Here is a 20,351-nt window from a genome sequence, read left to right on the forward strand (position 1 = left end):
CCCGGTCCGGGATCGCGGGGGCGTCCCTTCCGCCGGGGATGAAGAGGCGGCACGGCGCGGACAAGACCGCGGACCGACCTCGGGGGCGGGGAAGACGCTGGCCGGTTCGGCTCGATGATCTTGCGGTCGGCTCATAGCCGATGTGAACCGGAAGGACAATCGCCCCGCGACCGCCGCTCCCGCCGTGCCCATCATCGTCGAGTGAGAGCAGTTCCGGACTTTGCTGACACTTCCTCAACGGCGGTGCCTGAGAACTATAATGCCTGTCCTGCTGCTGCCGGTCCATGAGTTGCCGCGCACGCGGATGAAGCGGGGGGTCCGGCCGTCACAGCGCCGCGGCGATCACCTCGGTCAGGGTCACCGGCCGGCCGGCCTCCCGGGCGAGGCGCAGCAGCGTCGACTGGCGGAAGCGGGCATCCGCCGTGACCTCGCGGCCGAGCCAGTCGGGCAGGCCGACGACCTGCGCCTCGTGCTCCAGCTCGATCTCCGCCAGGACCATTCCGGCGAGCGAGCCGCCATATTCGTCGACCGTCCAGACCAGCCCGTCATGGGGCACGGAATGGCGGGTCTTCTCGATGAGGCAGGTCTCGCAGACGAGGCGCAGCATCGCCTCGGCCTCGTCCCGCGGGATCTCGTACTCGAATTCCGGCCGGGACAGGCCGTCGCGCCGGCCCTTGACGGTGAGCCAGGCCCGCTCGTCGTCGAGCCGCACCCGTACCTTGCCGGTGGCGAACTCGCCCACGAGCCCGTCCGTGAGCCGCTGCCGGCTCACCGCCCCCTCGCGCCAGCCCGCATGGGCGACCAGGAACTTCCGCTCGACCTCGTACCGCATCGCCCTCGACCGTTCGTGCCCCGCCTCGCGGCCACAGGGCGCCCGGGCGACGCTGGTGCGAGCGCCCGGCCGGGCCCGGCCGCTGCCGGGGCGGCGGGGCTGATAGCCGATCGGCCCTGCGAGGGCCAGGGCCGTTATGTCGATCCGCTGACGGTGCGACGCGCGAAGACCCCGTCCGTCACTCCGCCATCAACCGACGCAGCACCCCCGCATACCGCGCGCCCACCGCCTCCCGGGCGACGTGCCGCCCGCCCGTGACGACCTGGCGGCCCGCCACCCACACCGACTCCACGGCCCGCGATCCGGCCGCGAAGATCCAGCCGTCGAGGAGGGCGTCGCCGTGCCGTTCGAGCAGCGCCGGATCCATCCCGTCGAGAGCGACGCAATCGGCCGGGGCCCCGGCGCGGAGCCCATCACCCTCCGCTGCCAGCGCCTGCGTGCCGCCGGCGAGCGCCGCCTCGAACAGGGCGCGCCCGGTCGAGGCGCCGGGGGCGGCGAGCACGTTGCGCTGGCGCTGCCCGAGGCGCTGGGCGTATTCGAGCTGGCGCAGCTCGTCGGCCGCCCCCACCAGCACGTTCGAATCGGTGCCGATCCCGTAGCGTCCGCCCGCCGCGACGAAGCCGGGGGCCGGAAAGATACCGTCGCCGAGGCTCGCCTCGGTCACCGGGCACAGGCCCGCGACGGCGCCGCTTCCCGCGAACCGCGTCGTCTCGTCCGGGGTCATGTGGGTGGCGTGGATCAGGCACCAGCGCGGGTCGAGCCCGGCGTTGTCGAGGAGCCATTGCACCGGCCGCGCGCCGGACCAGGCCAGGCACTCCTCCACCTCCCGCACCTGCTCGGCGGCGTGGATATGGACCGGCCCGCCTTCCGCAAGGGCGACGGCAGTGGACAGATCGTCCGGCGTCACCGCCCGCAGGCTGTGGGGCGCGACGCCGAGCGTGGCGCCGGGGAGGGCCGCCAGGGCGGCGCGGGATTCCGCGACGAGGCGCCCGAACAGGTCGAGATCGCTGACGAAGCGGCGCTGACCCTCATTCGGCGCCGCACCGCCGAAATTCGACCAGCGGTAGAGCACCGGCAGCAGGGAGAGGCGCAGGCCCGTCAGCGCCGCCGCGGCGGCGATCCGCTCCGCCATCTCGGCGACGTTGCCGTAGGGGCGCCCGTCCGGGGCGTGGTGCAGGTAGTGGAACTCGCCGACCCGGGTGAAGCCGGATTCGAGCATCTCGACATAGGCCTGGGCCGCCACCGCCTCGGCCTCGTCCGGGCTCATCCGCAGGGCGAAGCGGTACATCGTCTCGCGCCAGGTCCAGAACGTGTCGGAGGCGGGCCCCCGCCGCTCGGCGAGCCCCGCCATGCCGCGCTGGAAGGCGTGGCTGTGGAGGTTGGGCAGGCCCGGCACCAGCACGGCGACCCGGGTATCGCCGGGCTGCGGCGCGGCACCCGCCTCGAGCGTCGAGAACCGGCCCTCGGTCACGGTCAGCCGGAGATCGGCCTGCCAGCCCGTGGGCGTAAGACCTTGAGCGGCGTGCAGCACGGTCATCGGAGCATCCCCTGCATCGGCGCGTCTCCTGCATCGGGCGGTGCGCTCCCGCGCGCCACCATTCATGTCTATACAAAGCGGATCGCTCATGTCTATACATATAGGCGAATCGGAGGAGACGCGCATGAGCGGGAGTGAAGGCGTGCCACAGGTCTGGCGCAACGTCCGGCTCGCCACCTTCGCGCCCGGGCTCGCGGGAATCGGCGCGGTCGAAGACGGCGCGCTCGCGATCCGCGACGGGCGCATCCTGTATGCCGGGCCCGCGGCCGAGCTGCCGGGGGCGGCCTTGGCGGGGGCCGAGACGATCGACGGCGAGGGCCGCTGGATCACGCCGGGCCTGATCGACTGCCACACCCATCTCGTCTGGGCCGGCGACCGGGCGCACGAATTCGAATTGCGCTTGGCAGGCGCCTCCTACGAGGAGGTGGCGCGGGCCGGCGGCGGCATCGTCTCCTCGGTCGGCGCCCTGCGGGCGGCGAGCGAGGACGACCTGGTGCGCCAGACCCTGAAACGGCTCGACGCGCTGATCGCCGAGGGCGTCACCACCGTCGAGGTGAAGTCCGGCTACGGCCTCGACCTGCCAAGCGAGCGCAAGGCGCTGCGCGCCGCCCGCCGGCTCGCAGAGCTGCGCCCGGTCGGCATCCGCACCACCTTCCTCGGCGCCCATGCCCTGCCGCCGGAGGCCGGGGGCGACAAGGACGCGTATATCGCGGAGGTCGCCGACACGATGCTGCCGGCACTCGCCGCGGACGGCTTGGTCGATGCGGTCGATGCGTTCTGCGAGGGTATCGCCTTCTCGCCCGAGCAGGTCGCGCGGGTGTTCGAGCGCGCCGAGTCTCTCAGGCTGCCGGTGAAGCTCCATGCCGACCAGCTCTCGAATCTCGGCGGCGCCGCCTTGGCCGCGCGCCATCACGCGCTGTCGGCCGACCACCTCGAACATACCGACGAGGCCGGCGCCGCCGCCATGGCGGCGAGCGGCACCGTCGCGGTGCTCCTGCCCGGCGCCTATTACTTCATCCGCGAGACCAAGCTGCCGCCGGTGGCCCTGTTCCGGCAGCATGGCGTCCCGATGGCGGTTGCCACCGATGCCAATCCCGGCACCTCGCCGCTCACCTCGCTGCTGCTGGCCATGAACATGGCCGCCACGCTGTTTCGCCTCACCGTCGACGAGTGCCTCGCCGGCACCACCCGCGAGGCCGCCCGCGCGCTCGGAATCCTGTCCGAGGTCGGCACACTCGAAGCCGGCAAACGCTCCGACCTCGCGGTGTGGTCGGTCGAGCGGCCGGCCGAGCTCGTCTACCGCATGGGGTTCAACCCGCTTCATGCCCGTATCTGCGGAGCGCGCTGAACTCAAAATCATTCTCTCCCATCCGCGATCTCATCCTGAGGTGTCAGTCCATCACATTGATGGACTGACCTCGAAGGAGGTCTCCAGAAGTCTCCAAGATCACTGGAGCCCTCCTTCGAGGCTCGCTTCGCTCACACCTCAGGATGAGGTTGTGGGTGGGATGAATTGGACGACATTCGAACGCCATCCTCCTGCCCGGAGCCACCCATGACCCGCATCGACAACGCCCGCATCGTCCGCGCGCCCCACGGCACCACCCTCACCGCCAAGAGCTGGCTGACCGAGGCGCCGCTGCGGATGCTGATGAACAACCTCGATCCCGACGTGGCCGAGCGGCCGGGCGAGCTGGTGGTCTATGGCGGCATCGGCCGCGCGGCGCGGGACTGGGCGAGCTTCGACCGCATCGTGGCGGCCCTGCGCGACCTCGACGACGATCAGACCCTGCTGGTCCAGTCCGGCAAGCCGGTCGGGGTCTTCCGCACCCATGCGGATGCCCCCCGCGTGCTGATCGCCAACTCGAACCTGGTGCCGCACTGGGCGACCTGGGAGCATTTCCACGAGCTCGATCGCAAGGGCCTGATGATGTACGGCCAGATGACGGCCGGGTCCTGGATCTATATCGGCAGCCAGGGCATCGTTCAGGGCACCTACGAGACCTTCGTCGAGATGGGCCGCCAGCATTATGCCGGCGATCTCTCCGGCCGCTGGATTCTCACCGCGGGTCTCGGCGGCATGGGCGGCGCGCAGACGCTGGCCGCCACCATGGCGGGGGCCTCCTGCCTCGCCGTCGAGGCGCAGGCCTCGCGCATCGAGTTCCGGTTGCGCACCGGTTACGTCGACGTCCAGGCCCGCGACCTCGACCACGCCCTCGAACTGATCGAGGAATCCTGCCGCAACAAGACCCCGCGCTCGGTGGCGTTGCTCGGCAACGCGGCCGAGATCTTCGGCGAACTCTACGCCCGCGGCGTGCGCCCCGATTGCGTCACCGACCAGACCTCGGCCCACGATCCGGTCAACGGCTACCTGCCGGCGGGCTGGACGGTGGCCGAATGGGAAGCGAAGCGCGAGACCGATCCGGCCGCGGTGGCGGCGGCGGCGAAACGCTCGATGGCGGTGCATGTCCGGGCGATGCTCGATTTCCACCGCGCCGGCGTGCCGGTGGTCGATTACGGCAACAACATCCGCCAGATGGCGCTGGAAGAGGGGGTCGAGGACGCCTTCGCCTTTCCGGGCTTCGTGCCGGCCTACATTCGCCCGCTCTTCTGCCGCGGAATCGGGCCGTTCCGCTGGTGCGCCCTCTCGGGCGACCCCGAGGACATCTATCGCACCGACGCCAAGGTGAAGGAGCTTCTGCCCGACAACCACCACCTCCACCGCTGGCTCGACATGGCGCGGGACAAGATCAGGTTCCAGGGCCTGCCGGCGCGGATCTGCTGGGTAGGCCTCGGCGACCGCCACCGCCTCGGGCTGGCCTTCAACGAGATGGTGCGCAAGGGCGAGTTGAAGGCGCCGATCGTCATCGGGCGCGACCACCTCGATTCCGGCTCGGTCGCCTCGCCGAACCGCGAGACGGAAGCCATGCGCGACGGCTCGGACGCGGTCTCCGACTGGCCTTTGCTCAACGCGCTCCTCAACACCGCGTCGGGCGCCACCTGGGTCTCGCTGCATCACGGCGGCGGCGTCGGGATGGGATTCTCGCAGCATGCCGGCATGGTGATCGTCTGCGACGGCAGCGAGGCCGCGGATCGGCGCCTCGAGCGGGTTTTGTGGAACGACCCCGCCACCGGCGTGATGCGCCACGCCGATGCCGGCTACGAGGAGGCCGAGGCCTGCGCCCGGGAGCATGGGCTGGATTTGCCGTCCCTCGTGTGAGGCGTTTTTGGCGTAAAATCCTACCCTCTCACCTCATCCTGAGGTGTTGGCGATCGGAGATCGACTGACCTCGAAAGAGGGCTCCAGGGATCGCAGCGACTTCTGGAGCCCTCCTTCGAGGCTCCTTTCATACGCTTTCCGATTGATCGCTTCGCGATGCGGAAAGCGGCTTCGCTCAGGCGCCGCGCGGGCTGATGATACGAAATCCGGAAGTGATCTTCCGGATTTCGTATCAGTCGCGATCTTCGATCGCCAGCACCTCAGCATGAGGTCGCGGGTGGGAAGGGCCGGATTCGCACGTGGAACTGTCCCGAGACCGCTCGACGTATTTCGGGAACTTCGCCTTTACGGCCATGATGTCGGCGAGAAGCCTTGGAGACTGCAAAACCGCCTTGCCCTCGATGTGCAGCCCCTGATCCCCAGGGCCGCCCTCCCGCGCCTGCCCTGTCCACCGAGGCGGGGTTCTGGATTGCGGGGAAACCGTGCAGGACCGGCACTCCGATCGGTCGCTTCTCCCCGCTGTCCCCGATGTACGTCCTTGCGCCGCCGCAGCTGGTCCGCGTCCGGGATGTCACGACGCTGTCGGGGTTTCGTGACCGCGACCGGTACCCTCCCGCTCCTTTTTGGCGTTCCGGATCACCCTTCCATCCCATCACCCACCGTCCGGACGTACTTCACGAACGGTTCGCCATGGCGCGAACCTCCTGTTGTCCGCCCTCGCGCATCGCCATCCGTCCCCATCGCTGCCCTGAATCCGCTCGTACGATGCTGAGGTCCGATGAGTCGAGATCGTGATCCTCCATCCCGGAGAGTCCCACAGGAAAGCTTTCTCGAGTCGAGTCCAGCTTGACCCTCCCAGTTGGACAGATGCCGTAGCCGACTGGGTCGTTCCGGTGAGTCCCGTGGACTCCTGTGGGCGCCGTGTGGATCGCGCCTCGACTCGCGATTGCCATCAACGACTCGGGGGCCGACTCCCTGTCCGGCTTTTCCCCAGAATGCACCGCTTAGAGTGTTACAGGAATCTTTATCGATTTAGGCGCTTGGGTGGCGGCGATTCCTGAAACCCGCCCAAATGTTTAATGCAGGTGGACCGTTCCCGTTGTACCGGGGATTCGTCCCCGTTGTACCGGTCGTCCTGTCCCCGAAGTACCGTGCCGGCGTTCCCGATCGCACGGTGGCCGTTCCCGAAGTGCCGATCCGCCCCCAGGGCGTTCCCGAAGTGCCGAGTCCACCCGACTCGTTCACAGGGATTCCGGGGATTTCCCCTCGGGACCGCCGCTCTCCTGCCCCGCTCCCCTCGTACATCGGGAACGGGGTCCCTGTGGATCAGTGTGCATCGCGCACGAAGCGCTCGGCAAACCCCAGGAAGGCGCTCTCGTAGTTCTTCGGCTCGCGGGTCGCGTCGCCTTCGAGCCAGTGGTCGAACTCGGTCTTCAGCCCGTACACGTCCCAGCCGGGATGGGCCTTGCGGCAGAGGGCGATCGTCTCGTCGGACAGGTGGCGGAAGAGCGGCAGCTCGGCCGACGCCTTCGGCTTGCGGGTACGCTTCGGCTTCGGCGCGGCGACGATCAGCCCTTCCTCGGTGACGAGGTCGCGGCGGATCATCCGCAGATGCGGCTCGCCGCGCTCCTTGTCCTCGATCCGCAGGACGAAGCCGGGCAGTTCGTCCGCCTTGGCGATCTTGGCGATCTCGAACTTGAACCGGCGATAGGTCCCTTCCGCGCCCGACTTGTCGAACAGGGTCGGCAGGCTGATGGCGAAACCCCCTTCGCCCGCGCCCCCGGCATGCTTGCGCGCGATGCGGTAGAGCCAGCGCTCGCGCCCACCGGTGATGCCGAAATAGGCGGGGTCGATGGCGAGCACGCCGCCATCCATCAGCACGCCCTCGTAGAACCAGTCCGACAGAGTGATCGACATGCCCCGGCTGGCATTGGTCTCCTCGTCGATCGTGTCGTCGAAGGCGTCGATCCAGCTGAACTGGCGTTCCTTGCGCTTGGCCTTCTCGGCCCGGATGTTGGTGCGCACCGAGGTCGATTGCAGGCGAAACAGCGCGTCGCGCAACAGCTTGTATTGCCGCCCGCCGGTCTCGCGGCCGATCCCCTTCAGAAGGTCGTAGGGCATGAAGTTGAGCTTGCGCGGGATGTCGTTGCGGCCGCGCTTCTTCATCTCGCAGATCGTCGAGGCGGCCCAGATCAGGATGTCGGCGTCCCAGATCGTCGCCATGCCGTAGGCCTGGTTCGGCAGCACCCGCACCCAGACCGAGCCGTCGGGGCTGGTATAGTCGATCTCCTTTAGGCGCTTCTGCTTGGCGATCGAGAAGAACGGACGCTCCATCGTCTCCCGCTGGTCGCGGAAGTGCACGAAGGGCACCACCATATCGATCTGGTCGTTGCGCCGATGGCTCATCGTCACGTCCGTATCGGGCCCATGGACGGCGCCCGCCGCGCCGTGCCGCCCCCTGTCGCCCTGCCGTCCCGAATCCGTCTCATGGGTCCGAGGCTAGGCCCCGCTCTCCTTCCAAATCGTGGACACAACAGGGTTTTTCGATGCCGTCCCCGATCCTCTTCAATCGCGGTTAACGTCGAATCCGGATTACCGCTCTGGTCGTGGGCGCGCTTGTCGTCGGGCCCTGCGCCCTGGTAACCGGGTGTTAGGATTTGCCGGATGGCTCGCGGCCGCGCGGGCTGCCGCCGGAGGGAGCGCAGCATGATCCAGCTCTATGCCTGGGACACGCCGAACGGCCGCAAGATCAGCGTCGCCCTGGAGGAGATGGGCCTGACCTACCGGGTCGAGCCGGTGGACATCACCAAGGGCCGGCAATTCGAGCCGGCCTTCCTGCGCTTGAGCCCGAACAACCGCATCCCGGCGATCGTCGATTCGGAGGGGCCGGACGGGGCGCCGATCTCGGTCTTCGAATCCGGCGCGATCCTGGTCTACCTCGCCGAGAAGACCGGGCTGTTCCTGCCCGCCTCCGGGCGCGGCCGGGTCCAGGTCATGGAGTGGCTGATGTGGCAGATGGGCGGTTTCGGGCCGATGCCGGGCCAGGTCCACCACTTCCTCGGCGTCGACGAAAAGGATCGCGCCTACGGGCTCGAGCGCTACCAGAAGGAAACGCGCCGGCTCTACGGCGTGCTCGATAAACGGCTGGGGGAGGGGGAGTTCGTCGCCGGCGCCCTCTCGATCGCCGATTTCGCGATTCTCGGTTGGGCCTGGCGCCACGCCCGGCACCGCGTCGATCTCGCGGACTATCCGAACGTGCAGCGCTGGTACGAGGCGCTGATGGCGCGGCCGGCGGTGCAGCGCGGCTTTTCGGTGGCGCTCACCTGATGCGCCTGATGAGAGTCTGGTCTGACGGCATCACTGGTGTTTTTCCATCCCACCCGTGACCTCATCTTGAGGTGTTAGTCCATCGAAGATGGACCGACCTCGAAGGTGGGCTCCAGGGATCGCTGTGATCTCTGGAGCCCTCCTTCGAGGCTCCCTTCGGTCGCACCTCAGGATGAGGTCGCGTGTGGGAGAAAAATGGATTGACGACGGCGAGCAGGCTCTGAGGGAACGACACGCCATGGCGGACGAGACGGCCCTGCGGGCGCAACTGGTCGAGCGGTTTTTTCGCTACCTCGCGGTGGCGAGCCAGAGCGATGCCAGCGCCACCACCCTGCCGAGCACGCCGGGCCAGCGCGCCCTGGCCGAATTGCTGGCGGATGAGCTGCGCGGCTTAAGCCTGACCGACGTGGTGGTCGACGACCACGCGATCCTGACCGCCCGCAAACCCGGTACCCTTCCCGGCGCGCCGCCGATCGGCTTCGTTGCTCATCTCGACACCGTCGATGTCGGGCTCTCGCCTAAGATCCGCCCGCAGGTGCTGCTTTTCGACGGCGCCGACCTCTGTCTCAACCGCGACCGGGACATCTGGCTGCGCGTCGCCGAGCATCCGGAGATCGTGCCCTATCGGGGCGAGGACGTGATCGTCGGCGACGGCACCAGCGTGCTCGGGGCCGACAACAAGGCGGCGATCGCGGTCCTGATGACCCTGCTGGCGACCCTGACGCCGGACGATCCGCATGGCGACATCTGGGTGGCCTTCGTGCCCGACGAGGAGATCGGGCTGCGCGGCGCCAAGGCCCTCGACCTCGCGCGCTTGCCCGTCGATTTCGCCTACACGATCGACGCCTGCGGCCTCGGCGAGGTGGTAATCGAGACCTTCAACGCGGCCGGTGCCGAGATCGTGTTCACGGGTGTGGCCGCGCATCCGATGTCGGCCAAGGGCGTGATGGTGAACCCGCTCCTGATGGCGCACGACTTCATCTCCCGGTTCGACCGGGCCGAGACGCCGGAGAACACCGAGGGGCGCGAGGGCTACATCTGGTTCAACGGCCTCCAGGCCCATTCCGGCGAGGCCCGCCTCCAGGCGATGATCCGCGACTTCGACAAGGCGAACTTCGCCGCCCGCAAGGCGCGCCTGCACGCGGTGACCGAGGAGATCGCCGCCCTCTACCCGACCGGCCGGGTGGACTGCCGGATCACCGACACCTACGGCAACATCCACGACAGCCTCGGCGACGATCGCCGCTCGGTCGACCTCCTGTTCGCCGCGCTCAAAGCCGAGGGGATCGCCCCGCGCCAGATCCCGATGCGCGGCGGCACCGACGGCGCGGCGCTCTCGGCCCGTGGGCTCCCGACGCCGAACTACTTCACCGGGGCGCACAATTTCCACTCGCGGTTCGAGTTCCTGCCGGTCTCGGCCTTCGCGGCGTCGTGGCGGGTGACGCGGCGGATCTGTTTGCTGGCGGCGGGGTAGGTCAGCGCGCCGCCGGCGCGAACAGCCCCAGGAACAGCGGCCGGGCGTAGAGGTCGGCCGCATTCTCCGGCGTCACGCCCGGCACCCAGGCGGGCAGCTCGGCGGCGGCGTTGACCATGCTGGAGACGAGTTGCGCCGCGATGCCGGCATCGAGCGGGCGGACCGAGCCGTCGGCCATGCCGTCGACGAGGCAGAAGCCGAAGCGCTCGGTCAGGCGGTTCATGGTGCGCCGCGTCTCGGTGCGCAGGGCCTCCGGCAGGGCGCTGAAGGCGGTGACGCGCAGCAAGGGACCGCCGGGGCCGAGCTGGCTGCGCACCAGCGTCGCCGAGGCGGTGCAGATCCGGTCCCAGCCGCTGCCGCCCCGCGCATCCGCCGCGTCCTGCACCGCCCGGATCTGCGCGAAGCTGCGGGAGAAGCAATTGGCGACGAGGTCGTCCTTGTTGTCGTTGTGGTGGTAGAACGAGCCCTTGGTGACCTTGAGGAGCCCCGAAATCTTCTCCACCGAGGCGCCGCGATAGCCCTGCTGGTTGATGAGGATGGTGGCGGCGCGCAGGAAGGCCTCCGGCGACACCTCGCTCTCCTCCTGCGGCGCCTGTTCGGGCAGCAGGGCCGGGCGCCACTCGGAGCCTGCCGCCGCCATGCCGCGGGTGAGCAGGTCGGTCATCCGGGCGCCGGCCCGGGCATAGTCCCGCGGCTCGTAGCGGCCGATCCACAGCCGGGTCGAGTGGATCACCGAGAGCAGCAGGTGGGTGCGGGCGTTGCGGTCCCGCCGGTCGAGGCCGTCCCCGTCGAACAGGCCGCGCAGGCGGCGAAACAGCGCGTTGTAGGCGGCAAACACGCTCTCGGCCTGGGGGGCGGGCAGGGCCCGCACGTCGTTGAGCACGGCGATGTCCGGCTCCTCGCCCATCGCCATCGCGGCCCGGTGGGCGGCCGCGAGGTCGAGGAGGCGAGCGAGCCGCGCCGGCCCGTCGGGGGCGCCTTCCGCCTGCGCCACCAGCCCGTCGAGCACCCCGATCGTGTGCAGGAAGCAGGCCGCCGCCAGGTCCTCCTTGCGGCGGTAATAGTAGGTGACGCTGTTCGTCATCAGCCCGACGCTGCGGGCGACGTCGGCCAGCGTCGTGCCCTTCACCCCGGCCTCGTTGATCAGGGCGGCGGCGGCGTGGAGGATCGCGTCGCGCTTCTGGGCGTAGCGCCGGGTCTGGCGCGGCGCCGCCTCGGGGGCGGGCACGGTCTCGGGATCGAGGCTGCGGGGCATGGGGGGATTGAGCACTGTCATGGCCTCCATGACAAGCCGGTGATTTCACGGGCCTCGTCAGGCCCCGGTGCCGTAATGCTCCCGGTACCAGGCGACGAAGGCCGGAATGCCGGAAGAGAGCGGCGTCGCCGGCACGTAGCCGACGAGGTCGCGCAGGAGCTCGGTGCTCGCTTCCGTCCGCTCGACGTCGCCGGGCGGCAGGTCGCGCAGGTGGCGCACGGCGCGCGCCCCCAGGGCCGCCTCCAGGGCATCGAGCATCACCGCCACGCTCACCGGCCGGCCGCCGCCGATATTGACCATCCGGTAGGGCGCGACCGGGCTCAACGTATCGGCCGCCGAGACGGGATTCGCGCCCGGCAGGGGAGGGGGCGCGTCGATCAGCCGGGTGATGCTCTCGACGAGGTCGTCGATATAGGTGAAGTCCCGAACCGCGCGGCCGTGGTCGTAGACCTCGATCGGCTCCCCCGCCAGGATCTTCCGGGTGAACAGGAACAAAGCCATGTCGGGCCGGCCCCACGGCCCGTAGACGGTGAAGAACCGGAACGCGGTCGTCGGGATCTTCCACAGATGAGCGTAGGAATGCGCCATCGCCTCGCCGGCGATCTTCGAGGCGGCGTAGATGGTGAGCGGCCAGACCGCCCGGTCGGTCTCGCGGAACGGCACATCCCGGTTGCCGCCATAGGCCGAGGAGGTCGAGGCGAAGAGCAGGTGGCGCACCGGATGCGCCCGGCAGCCCTCCAGCACCTGGAAGGTCCCGACCACGTTGCCCGATACGTAGGCCTCCGGGTGCTCCAGGCTGTAGCGCACCCCGGCCTGCGCGGCGAGATGCACTACCACGTCGGGGCGCGCCTCGCCCATCAGGCGCATGAAGGCGCCGGGCTCCTCCAGCAGGAACTCGTGCGCCGAGAAGCCCGGCAGCGCGTCGAGCTGCGCCAGCCGCGCCCGCTTCAGGGCGACGTCGTAGTAGTCGGTCAGCCCGTCGACCCCCACGACCTCGTGGCCGGCCTGCAGCAGGCGCCGGGCGAGGTGGAAGCCGATGAAGCCGGCCGTGCCTGTCACGAGGAAGCGCATGGCGGGTCCCTGGGCGCGTAAGGGCAAGAGCGCCCGCTAGGGCGCGGTTACACCGACGTGGGACCGGTTGCCAGCCCGGCGAGGCCGCGGATCGCCCGTCCCCCGTGCCGACGCGTCGCTTGACCTCATCGCATATTTTATACAATCTACGAATTACGACGCGCAGAGGACCACGCCGTGCCCGACACCGCACTCGAGACCAGGGGGCTGACCAAGGCGTTCGGCGGCTTCCGGGCGGTGCGGGGGCTCGACCTCAAGGTCCGGCGGCACACGATCCACGCGCTGATCGGGCCGAACGGCGCCGGCAAGACCACGGTGTTCAACCTGCTCACCAAGGTCCACGTGCCGACGGACGGGCAGATCCTCTACGAGGGCCAGGACATCACTCGCGAGTCCTCGGCGGCGATCGCCCGGCGCGGGGTGGTACGCTCGTTCCAGATCTCGGCGATCTTCCCGAACCTCTCGGTGCGCGACAACGTCCGGGTGGCGCTCCAGCGCCGGCTCGGCACGCAGTACCGGTTCTGGCGCTCGGGCCGCTCGCTTCAGGTGCTCGACGACGAGGCGATGCGGCTCCTCGCCGAGGTCGGGCTGGCGGAAGCCGCGGAGTCCCGCGCCGCCGACCTGTCCTACGGCCGCAAGCGCACCCTCGAAATCGCCACGACGCTCGCCCTCGATCCGCCCTTCCTGCTCCTCGACGAGCCGACGCAGGGCATGGCGATCGAGGATGTCGACCGCATCAAGCGGCTGATCCGGCGCATCGCCAAGGGCCGCACGATCCTGATGGTGGAGCACAACATGTCGGTCGTGGCCGACCTCTGCGACACCATCACGGTGCTGCAACGGGGCGAGATCCTGGCGGAGGGGCCTTACGCCGCCGTCTCGGCCGATCCGGCGGTGAAGGCGGCCTATCTCGGGGGCGGGCATGGCTGAGATCGTCTTGCCTGAGGTCGTCTTGGAAACCCGCGGCCTCCAGGCCTGGTACGGCGAGAGCCACGTTCTCCACGGCATCGACCTCACGGTGCGCGAGGGCGAGTGCGTGACGCTCATCGGCCGCAACGGCGCCGGCCGCACCACGACGTTGCGCGCCATCCTCGGCCTGACCGACCGGCGCGCCGGCTCGGTGCGGGTGCGGGGCGCCGAGGCGATCCGGCTGCCGCCGCACCGCATCGCGCGGCTCGGCCTCGGCTATTGCCCGGAGGAGCGCGGCGTCTACCGCACGCTTACCACCCGCGAGAACCTGACCCTGCTGCCGCGCCTCGGCGAGGGCGGGTTGCCGCTCGACGAGGTGCTGGCGCTGTTTCCCAACCTCGCCGAGCGGGCCGACAGCTATGGCGGCCGGCTCTCCGGCGGCGAGCAGCAGATGCTGGCGCTCGGCCGCATCCTCACCACCGGCGCCCGCATCCTGCTCCTCGACGAGATCACCGAGGGGCTGGCGCCGGTCATCGTCGAGGCTCTGGGCCGCGCCGTGGCGATGCTGAAGAGCCGCGGCTTCACCATCGTGCTGGTCGAGCAGAACTTCCACTTCGCCCGCCACCTCGCCGACCGCCACTACGTCGTCGAGCACGGCCGCATCGCCGCGGAGATCGCGGCGCACGAGGTCGAGGCGCGGGAGGAGGAGGTCGGGCGGTTGCTGGGGGTGTGATGTCCTCAGTGCCCTTTTTTCTTTGCAGCGTCAGTAACTCATAATGGTTCATCCCATCCACCACCTCATCCTGAGGTGCGACTGAAAGGAGCCTCGAAGGAGGGCTCCAGAAGTCTTCATGCTCACTGGAGCCCTCCTTCGAGGTCAGCCGATCTTCGATCGACTAACACCTCAGGATGAGGTCGAGGGTGGGATGGGATCGGCGATCACGTCGAAGATGCTCTGAGTCAGCAGGCGCGCCGTTCAGGCGATCACAAGGAGGCTGAGAATCATGCGGTCGCGTGTCATCGGAGTGGCCCTCGGGCTGTCGCTCGCCGCCCTGGCATCGGGCGCCCGCGCGGCCGACAAGGTCAGCGACGGGGTGGTGAAGGTCGGCATCCTCAACGACCTGTCGGGGATCTATTCCGACTTCACCGGCCGCGGCTCGGCGGTCGCGGCGCAGATCGCCATCGACGAGATGGGGAGCAAGGTGCTCGGCGCCCCGGTCGAGCTCGTCGCCGCCGACCACCAGAACAAGCCCGACATCGCCGCCAACCTCGCCCGTGAGTGGTTCGACCAGGGCAAGGTCGACATGATCGCCGACTTCCCGACCTCCTCGACGGCGCTCGCCGTGATGGAGATCGCGCGTCAGAAGAACCGGGTGACGATGCTCTCGGCCGGTGTCGCCATGGCGGCGATCACCGACAAGTGCTCGCCCCTGAGCGCGCAATGGATGGTCAACACCTACGCGCTCGCCGCCGGCACCGCCAAGGCCTTGATGAAGGCGGGGCGCAAGAGCTGGTACTTCGTCACCGCCGATTACACCTTCGGCCATTCCCTCGAGAAGGACGCGAGCGCGGTGGTCGAGGCCGAGGGCGGCAAGGTCTTAGGGGTCTCGCGCCATCCGTTCCCGGGCGGCGATTTCTCCTCCTACATGCTGAAGGCGCAGAGCACCGGCGCCCAGGTGATCGCGCTGGCCAATGCCGGCAGCGACACCGTCAACGCCGTCAAGCAGGCCGCCGAATACGGCATCGGCCGCAGCGACAAGCAGGTGATCGCGCCGCTGCTGACCTACATCACCGACGTGAAGAGCCTCGGCCTCGCCAAGGCCCAGGACATGTACCTCACGGAAGCGTTCTACTGGGATTACGACGACCGCTCGCGCGCCTTCGCGGAAAAATATTTTTCCAAGATGAAGCGGATGCCGAGCGCCTCGCAGGCCGCGATCTACTCGGCCGTCCTGAGCTACCTGAAGGCGATTCAGGCGGCGGGTACCGACGAGGCCGGGGCGGTGATGAAGCAACTGCGCGCCATGACCATCGACGACGCGGTGATCCGCAACGGTCACCTGCGCGCCGACGGGGCGCTGGTGCACGACCTGCTGCTGCTCCAGGTGAAGAAGCCGGCGGAATCGAAGCGCGACTGGGACTTCTACCACGTCAAGGCGGTGCTCAAGGGCGACGACGTCTACCCGAAGCCGAGCGACGCCTGCCCGCTGAACGCCAAGGGGTGAGCCACTACTCTGAACCCTCCCCCCTCTGCGCAGGGCCGTCCGAGGAAAGACGAGGCGCAGGTTTCCCCTCTCCCCGCGGGCGGGGAGAGGCCTGAGCTCCGAAGGGGCTCAGGGAGCAGCGAACCGCAGGTTCGCCGCGAGGGTGAGGGGGTGGTTCCGGAGGAGCCTCACGCGTCGAGACCCCCTCACCCTCGCTCCGGCTTCGCCTCCGCTTGCCGTGTCTCCTGAACGTCGACACGGCCCTCTCCCCGCCCGCGGGGAGAGGGGGAAACCCGCGCCATTCTCTCTTCCCCTGAAAGCTCTGCTCAGAGGGGGGAGGGAAAACCCGAACCGTCCCGCCTCATCCTCCCCGGTGCCCCCATGTCGGACATCACCCTCCAGGCCTTCATGGCCCAGCTCACCATCGGGCTCATCGGCGGCTGCTTCTACGCCATGCTGAGCATGGGGCTGGCGATCATCTTCGGCCTCTTGAACATCATCAACTTCACCCACGGCGCCCAGTTCATGATGGCGGCGTTCCTGGCCTGGATCGGGCTGACTCAAGGAGGGCCCTGGCTCGGCCAGCCGGACCTCCAGGTGAATTTCTGGCTCGCTTTGGTCCTGGCGCCCGCCCTCGTCGCAGTGTTCGGCATGGCGATCGAGCGGACCCTGCTGCGCCGGCTCTACCACCTCGATCACCTCTACGGCCTGCTCCTCACCTTCGGGGTGGCCTTGGTGATGGAGGGCGGCTTTCGCTACGTCTTCGGCGTGTCGGGCCAGGGCTACGAGCCGCCGGAGATTCTTCAAGGTCCGGTCGATGTCGGCTTCATGCTGCTGCCCAAGTACCGGGTCTTCGTGGTCGTCGCCTCGCTGCTGATCTGCCTGGCCACCTGGTACCTGTTCGAGCGCACCAAGCTCGGCGCCTATCTTCGCGCCGGCACCGAGAATCCGCGCCTGCTCCAGGCCTTCGGCATCAACGTGCCGGTGATGATCACGCTCACCTACGGCTTCGGGGTGGCGCTCGCCGGCATCGCCGGGGTGCTGGCGGCTCCCATCATGCAGATCACCCCGCTGATGGGCGGGAGCCTGCTCAACATCGTCTTCGCCGTGGTGGTGATCGGCGGCCTCGGCTCGATCCTCGGCGCCATGCTGACCGGGCTCGGCCTCGGGCTGATCGAAGGCTTGACCAAGGTGGTCTATCCGGAGGCCTCGACCGTGGTGGTCTTCGTCATCATGGCCCTGGCGCTGCTCCTGCGCCCGGCCGGCCTGTTCGGGCGGGAGGCGTGAGATGAACTCCAGACACCTGTTCGCCGGCCTCGTGGCCCTGCTGCTGGTGGTGCCGCTGGTGCCGGGGCTGATCTACCCGATCTTCGTCATGAAGGTGATGGCCTACGGGCTGTTCGCCTGCGCGTTCAACCTCTTGCTCGGCTTCACCGGCCTCGTCTCCTTCGCCCACGCCGCCTTCCTCGGCACCGCCGGCTACGTGACGGGCGCGCTGATGATCCGGCTCGGCGCTCATCCGCTCGGGGTGCCGGTGTCCTTCGCGGCGGGAGTGGCCGCGGCGGCGCTCGTCGGTTTCGCCATCGGCGGCCTGGCGATCCGGCGGCGCGGCATCTACTTCGCGATGATCACCCTCGCTTTGTCGCAGATCGTCTACTTCCTGGCGGTCCAGTTCCGCTGGACCGGCGGCGAGGACGGGCTTCAGGGTATCCCGCGCGGCACATTGCTGGGCCTCGTCGACCTCTCGAACGACACCGCGATGTATTATGTGGCGCTCGCGCTCTTCGTCGCCGGCTTCCTGTTCATCCACCGGGTGGTGCATTCGCCCTTCGGCCAGATCCTCCAGGCGGTGCGCGACAACGAGGCGCGGGCGGTGTCGCTGGGCTACGACGCCTCCCGGTTCCAGCTCCTCGCCTTCGTGCTCTCGGCGGCGGTCGCGGGCTATGCCGGCGCCCTCAAGGCCCTGGTCTTCGGCCTCGTCTCGCTCAACGACGTGTCGCTCCACACCTCGACCGAGGTGGTGCTGATGACCCTGCTCGGCGGCGTCGGCACCCTGGTCGGGCCGCTCGTCGGCGCCGCCCTGGTGGTCGGGTTGCAGAACTACCTCGCCACCATCGGCGACCTCGTCACGGTGGTGATCGGCCTGATCTTCATCCTCTGCGTCTCGTTCTTCCGCCGCGGCGTCGTCGGCGAGTGGCTGCACTGGCGCCACCGCCGGGCCGCCCGGACCGCGCCGCCGAGCCCCCGGTCGTCCCCGGTCGCCGAGGCGGCCTGATTCCTTCACCTCAATCTTTCAAGGAGATACGACCATGTGGACAGGCGTCATTCCCGCCGTCACCACCAAGTTCACCGCCGAGGGCAGCCTCGACCATGCCGAGATGGAGCGCTGCTTCGCCCTCCAGATGCAGGCCGGCTGCGACGGCCTGATCGTCTGCGGCTCGCTCGGCGAGGGCCCGATGCTGTCGCCCGACGAGCGACTCGAGGTGCTGAAGACCGCCCTGTCGGTCGCCGGTCCCCATCCGGTGCTGATGACCGTCTCGGAGGCCGGCACCCGCGAGGCCTGCGCGCTCGCCGCGCGTGCCGCCAAGGCCGGTGCGTCGGGCCTGATGGTGGTGCCGAGCCCGATCTACCACACCGACGAGGACGAGACCGTCGCGACCCTGAGCGCCGTTGCGGCGGCGGGCGACCTGCCGGTGATGATCTATTCCAACCGCGTCGCCTACCGGGTCGACGTGACGCCCCGGATCATGGAGCGGCTGGCCGGCGACAAGCATTTCGTCGCCATCAAGGAATCCTCCGACGACATCCGCCGCACCACCGAGATCATCAACCACTTCGGCGACCGCTTCGCGGTGCTGACCGGCGTCGACAACCTCGCCTTCGAGGCGCTGAGCGTCGGCGCGGTCGGCTGGGTCGCGGGCCTCGTCGTCGCCTTCCCCGACGAGACCGTGGCGATCTACCGGCTGATGAAGGCCGGTCGCACCGCGGAGGCGCTCGAGATCTACCGCTGGTTCCGCCCGCTCCTCGACCTCGACGTCTCGACCTTCCTGGTCCAGAACATCAAGCTCGCCGAGGCGCTGGCGATCGGCTCGACCGAGCACGTCCGGATGCCGAGGAAGCCTCTCTCGGGCGAGCGCCGGGCCGCCGTCGAGGCGATCATCCGCACCGCCCTGGAGCGCCGCCCCTCCCTGAAGCTGGCGGCGTAAGGGCCGATGCCCCGCGAGGTCGCGATCGTCGGGGCCGGCATCGTCGGCCTCGCCACCGCCCATCACCTGCTGGCCGAGGGCTGGCGGGTGCGGCTGATCGAGCGCGGCGGCGTCGCCGAGGGGGCGAGCCTCTGTAATGCCGGGGCGCTCGCCTTCACCGACGTGCTGCCGCTGGCCTCGCCGGGCATCCTGCGGAGGGCCCCGCGCTGGATGCTCGATCCCCTCGGGCCGCTGGCCTTGCCGCCGGCCTACCTGCCGCGGATCGCGCCCTGGCTGCTGCGCTTCTGGCGCGCCAGCCTGCCCGATCGGCACCGGCACGCGACGGAGGTCCAGTCCGGCCTGATGCGGCTCGCCGCCGACGCCATGGCGGCGATGGTGGATTCGGCCGGCCTCGCCGGGCGCCTTCGCCACGACGGCAACCTCGAACTCTACGAGAGCGAGGCGGAACTCGCCGCCGCCGGGCCCGGCTGGGCGGCGCGGGAGCGGGAGGGCATCGCCTTCGAGCATGTCCGGGCTGACCGCCTCGCGGAGTTGCAGCCCGGCCTGTCGCCCCGCTTCGTCGCCGGCACCTTCACGCCGAACTGGATGACGGTGGACGATCCGCACCGTTTCGCCCTGGCGCTCCACGCCGACACCATGGCGAGGGGTGCCACGCTCACCAGGGGCGAGGTGCGGGACATCGCGCCCGCGGGGGAGGGCGTGCGCCTGACCTTCGCCGACGGCACGGTGCTGACGGCCGATGCCTGCGTGCTCGCTACTGGGGCCTGGTCGCGGGACCTCGCCCGCCGCCTCGGCGACCGGGTGCCGCTGGACACCGAGCGCGGCTACAACACCACGTTGCCGCCCGGCGCCTTCCCGTTGCGCCGCCAGCTCACCTTCGGCGGCCACGGCTTCGTGGTCACGCCGCTCGCCACCGGCATCCGGGTCGGCGGCGCCGTCGAGTTCGGCGGTCTCCACCGCCCGCCCAACTTCGCCCGCGCCGACGCGATGCTGACGAAGGCCGCCGCCTTCCTGCCGGGCCTCGACACCGCAGGCGGCCGGCAATGGATGGGGTTCAGGCCCTCGCTTCCCGACAGCCTGCCGGTGATCGGCCCGTCGCGGGCGAGCCCGCGCGTGATCTACGCCTTCGGCCACGGCCATCTCGGCCTGACGCAGAGCGCCGGGACGGGGCGGATCGTGGCGGACCTGCTGGCGGGGCGGGCGCCGGCCGTGGCGGTCGAGGCGTTGCGGGCGGGGCGGTTCGGGTGAGGGGATCGTTGAGAGCCCGATGGCTTCTCTCGACGGAATCGACACCCTCCTGGTCGTTCCAGGGCCGC

The 20,351-nt window shown here is 69.5% G+C and carries 16 protein-coding genes; 11 read left to right on the forward strand and 5 right to left on the reverse strand.

Annotated elements, in window-relative coordinates:
• Positions 1–325: 325 nt before the first annotated feature.
• On the reverse strand, positions 326–832 hold the full coding sequence (locus HBB12_RS24000; protein ID WP_236991665.1) for a CYTH domain-containing protein: 507 nt from the start codon (positions 830–832) through the stop codon (positions 326–328).
• 178 nt (positions 833–1,010) lie between these two features.
• Positions 1,011–2,369 (reverse strand): formimidoylglutamate deiminase, encoded by a 1,359-nt coding sequence (locus HBB12_RS24005; RefSeq protein ID WP_236991666.1) that lies wholly within the window; start codon positions 2,367–2,369, stop codon positions 1,011–1,013.
• A 124-nt stretch (positions 2,370–2,493) separates the two neighbouring features.
• Here HBB12_RS24005 and hutI point away from each other — a divergent pair, with 124 nt between their 5' ends.
• On the forward strand, positions 2,494–3,717 hold the full coding sequence (gene hutI, locus HBB12_RS24010; protein WP_236991667.1) for an imidazolonepropionase: 1,224 nt from the start codon (positions 2,494–2,496) through the stop codon (positions 3,715–3,717).
• 207 nt (positions 3,718–3,924) lie between these two features.
• Positions 3,925–5,589: a urocanate hydratase gene (gene hutU, locus HBB12_RS24015; protein ID WP_236991668.1), complete on the forward strand. Its 1,665-nt coding sequence runs from the start codon at positions 3,925–3,927 to the stop codon at positions 5,587–5,589.
• A gap of 1,326 nt (positions 5,590–6,915) precedes the next feature.
• Here the strand turns inward: hutU and HBB12_RS24020 are convergent.
• A complete protein-coding gene (locus tag HBB12_RS24020; protein ID WP_236991669.1) occupies positions 6,916–7,995 on the reverse strand; it encodes a replication initiator protein A in 1,080 nt (359 codons plus the stop codon).
• Between the two features lie 300 nt (positions 7,996–8,295).
• Between HBB12_RS24020 and HBB12_RS24025 the strand changes: the two genes are divergently transcribed.
• Positions 8,296–8,916: a glutathione binding-like protein gene (locus HBB12_RS24025; RefSeq protein ID WP_236991670.1), complete on the forward strand. Its 621-nt coding sequence runs from the start codon at positions 8,296–8,298 to the stop codon at positions 8,914–8,916.
• A gap of 238 nt (positions 8,917–9,154) precedes the next feature.
• On the forward strand, positions 9,155–10,390 hold the full coding sequence (pepT, locus tag HBB12_RS24030) for a peptidase T (protein WP_236991671.1): 1,236 nt from the start codon (positions 9,155–9,157) through the stop codon (positions 10,388–10,390).
• A gap of 1 nt (position 10,391) precedes the next feature.
• Here pepT and HBB12_RS24035 read toward each other — a convergent pair whose 3' ends face one another.
• Both HBB12_RS24035 and HBB12_RS24040 read right to left on the reverse strand, forming a co-directional pair.
• A complete protein-coding gene (locus HBB12_RS24035; RefSeq protein WP_236991672.1) occupies positions 10,392–11,660 on the reverse strand; it encodes a TetR/AcrR family transcriptional regulator in 1,269 nt (422 codons plus the stop codon).
• Between the two features lie 42 nt (positions 11,661–11,702).
• Positions 11,703–12,716 (reverse strand): NAD-dependent epimerase/dehydratase family protein, encoded by a 1,014-nt coding sequence (locus HBB12_RS24040; RefSeq protein WP_236991673.1) that lies wholly within the window; start codon positions 12,714–12,716, stop codon positions 11,703–11,705.
• Between the two features lie 177 nt (positions 12,717–12,893).
• On the opposite strand from HBB12_RS24040, the gene HBB12_RS24045 reads away from it, so the two are divergent.
• The 7 genes from HBB12_RS24045 (at position 12,894) to HBB12_RS24075 (ending at position 20,283) form a co-directional block, all read left to right on the forward strand.
• Positions 12,894–13,646: an ABC transporter ATP-binding protein gene (locus HBB12_RS24045; protein WP_236991674.1), complete on the forward strand. Its 753-nt coding sequence runs from the start codon at positions 12,894–12,896 to the stop codon at positions 13,644–13,646.
• A complete protein-coding gene (locus tag HBB12_RS24050) occupies positions 13,639–14,358 on the forward strand; it encodes an ABC transporter ATP-binding protein (RefSeq protein ID WP_236991675.1) in 720 nt (239 codons plus the stop codon). The genes HBB12_RS24045 and HBB12_RS24050 overlap by 8 nt, the downstream gene beginning before the upstream one ends.
• Before the next feature lie 271 nt (positions 14,359–14,629).
• Positions 14,630–15,850 carry an ABC transporter substrate-binding protein gene (locus HBB12_RS24055; protein ID WP_236991676.1) on the forward strand — a complete coding sequence of 407 codons (1,221 nt, stop codon included), beginning with the start codon at positions 14,630–14,632 and terminating at the stop codon, positions 15,848–15,850.
• A gap of 360 nt (positions 15,851–16,210) precedes the next feature.
• A complete protein-coding gene (locus HBB12_RS24060; RefSeq protein WP_236991677.1) occupies positions 16,211–17,116 on the forward strand; it encodes a branched-chain amino acid ABC transporter permease in 906 nt (301 codons plus the stop codon).
• 1 nt (position 17,117) lies between these two features.
• Positions 17,118–18,104 carry a branched-chain amino acid ABC transporter permease gene (locus tag HBB12_RS24065; RefSeq protein WP_236991678.1) on the forward strand — a complete coding sequence of 329 codons (987 nt, stop codon included), beginning with the start codon at positions 17,118–17,120 and terminating at the stop codon, positions 18,102–18,104.
• 34 nt (positions 18,105–18,138) lie between these two features.
• Positions 18,139–19,035, forward strand: a complete 897-nt coding sequence (locus HBB12_RS24070; RefSeq protein WP_236991679.1) for a dihydrodipicolinate synthase family protein — start codon at positions 18,139–18,141, stop codon at positions 19,033–19,035.
• Positions 19,036–19,041: 6 nt separating this feature from the next.
• A complete protein-coding gene (locus HBB12_RS24075) occupies positions 19,042–20,283 on the forward strand; it encodes an NAD(P)/FAD-dependent oxidoreductase (RefSeq protein ID WP_236991680.1) in 1,242 nt (413 codons plus the stop codon).
• The last annotated feature ends 68 nt before the right edge of the window (positions 20,284–20,351 follow it).

The organism is Methylobacterium sp. SyP6R, from assembly GCF_019216885.1.
GTDB lineage: Bacteria > Pseudomonadota > Alphaproteobacteria > Rhizobiales > Beijerinckiaceae > Methylobacterium.

Coding starts and splice junctions, on each gene's coding strand:
- HBB12_RS24055 (WP_236991676.1), top strand. CDS start 14,630: ATGCGGTCGCGTGTCATCGGAGTGGCCCTCGGGCTGTCGCTCGCCGCC.
- HBB12_RS24005 (WP_236991666.1), bottom strand. CDS start 2,369: ATGACCGTGCTGCACGCCGCTCAAGGTCTTACGCCCACGGGCTGGCAG.
- HBB12_RS24065 (WP_236991678.1), top strand. CDS start 17,118: ATGAACTCCAGACACCTGTTCGCCGGCCTCGTGGCCCTGCTGCTGGTG.
- HBB12_RS24050 (WP_236991675.1), top strand. CDS start 13,639: ATGGCTGAGATCGTCTTGCCTGAGGTCGTCTTGGAAACCCGCGGCCTC.
- HBB12_RS24025 (WP_236991670.1), top strand. CDS start 8,296: ATGATCCAGCTCTATGCCTGGGACACGCCGAACGGCCGCAAGATCAGC.
- pepT (WP_236991671.1), top strand. CDS start 9,155: ATGGCGGACGAGACGGCCCTGCGGGCGCAACTGGTCGAGCGGTTTTTT.
- hutU (WP_236991668.1), top strand. CDS start 3,925: ATGACCCGCATCGACAACGCCCGCATCGTCCGCGCGCCCCACGGCACC.
- HBB12_RS24000 (WP_236991665.1), bottom strand. CDS start 832: ATGCGGTACGAGGTCGAGCGGAAGTTCCTGGTCGCCCATGCGGGCTGG.
- hutI (WP_236991667.1), top strand. CDS start 2,494: ATGAGCGGGAGTGAAGGCGTGCCACAGGTCTGGCGCAACGTCCGGCTC.
- HBB12_RS24070 (WP_236991679.1), top strand. CDS start 18,139: ATGTGGACAGGCGTCATTCCCGCCGTCACCACCAAGTTCACCGCCGAG.
- HBB12_RS24075 (WP_236991680.1), top strand. CDS start 19,042: ATGCCCCGCGAGGTCGCGATCGTCGGGGCCGGCATCGTCGGCCTCGCC.
- HBB12_RS24040 (WP_236991673.1), bottom strand. CDS start 12,716: ATGCGCTTCCTCGTGACAGGCACGGCCGGCTTCATCGGCTTCCACCTC.
- HBB12_RS24060 (WP_236991677.1), top strand. CDS start 16,211: ATGTCGGACATCACCCTCCAGGCCTTCATGGCCCAGCTCACCATCGGG.
- HBB12_RS24020 (WP_236991669.1), bottom strand. CDS start 7,995: ATGAGCCATCGGCGCAACGACCAGATCGATATGGTGGTGCCCTTCGTG.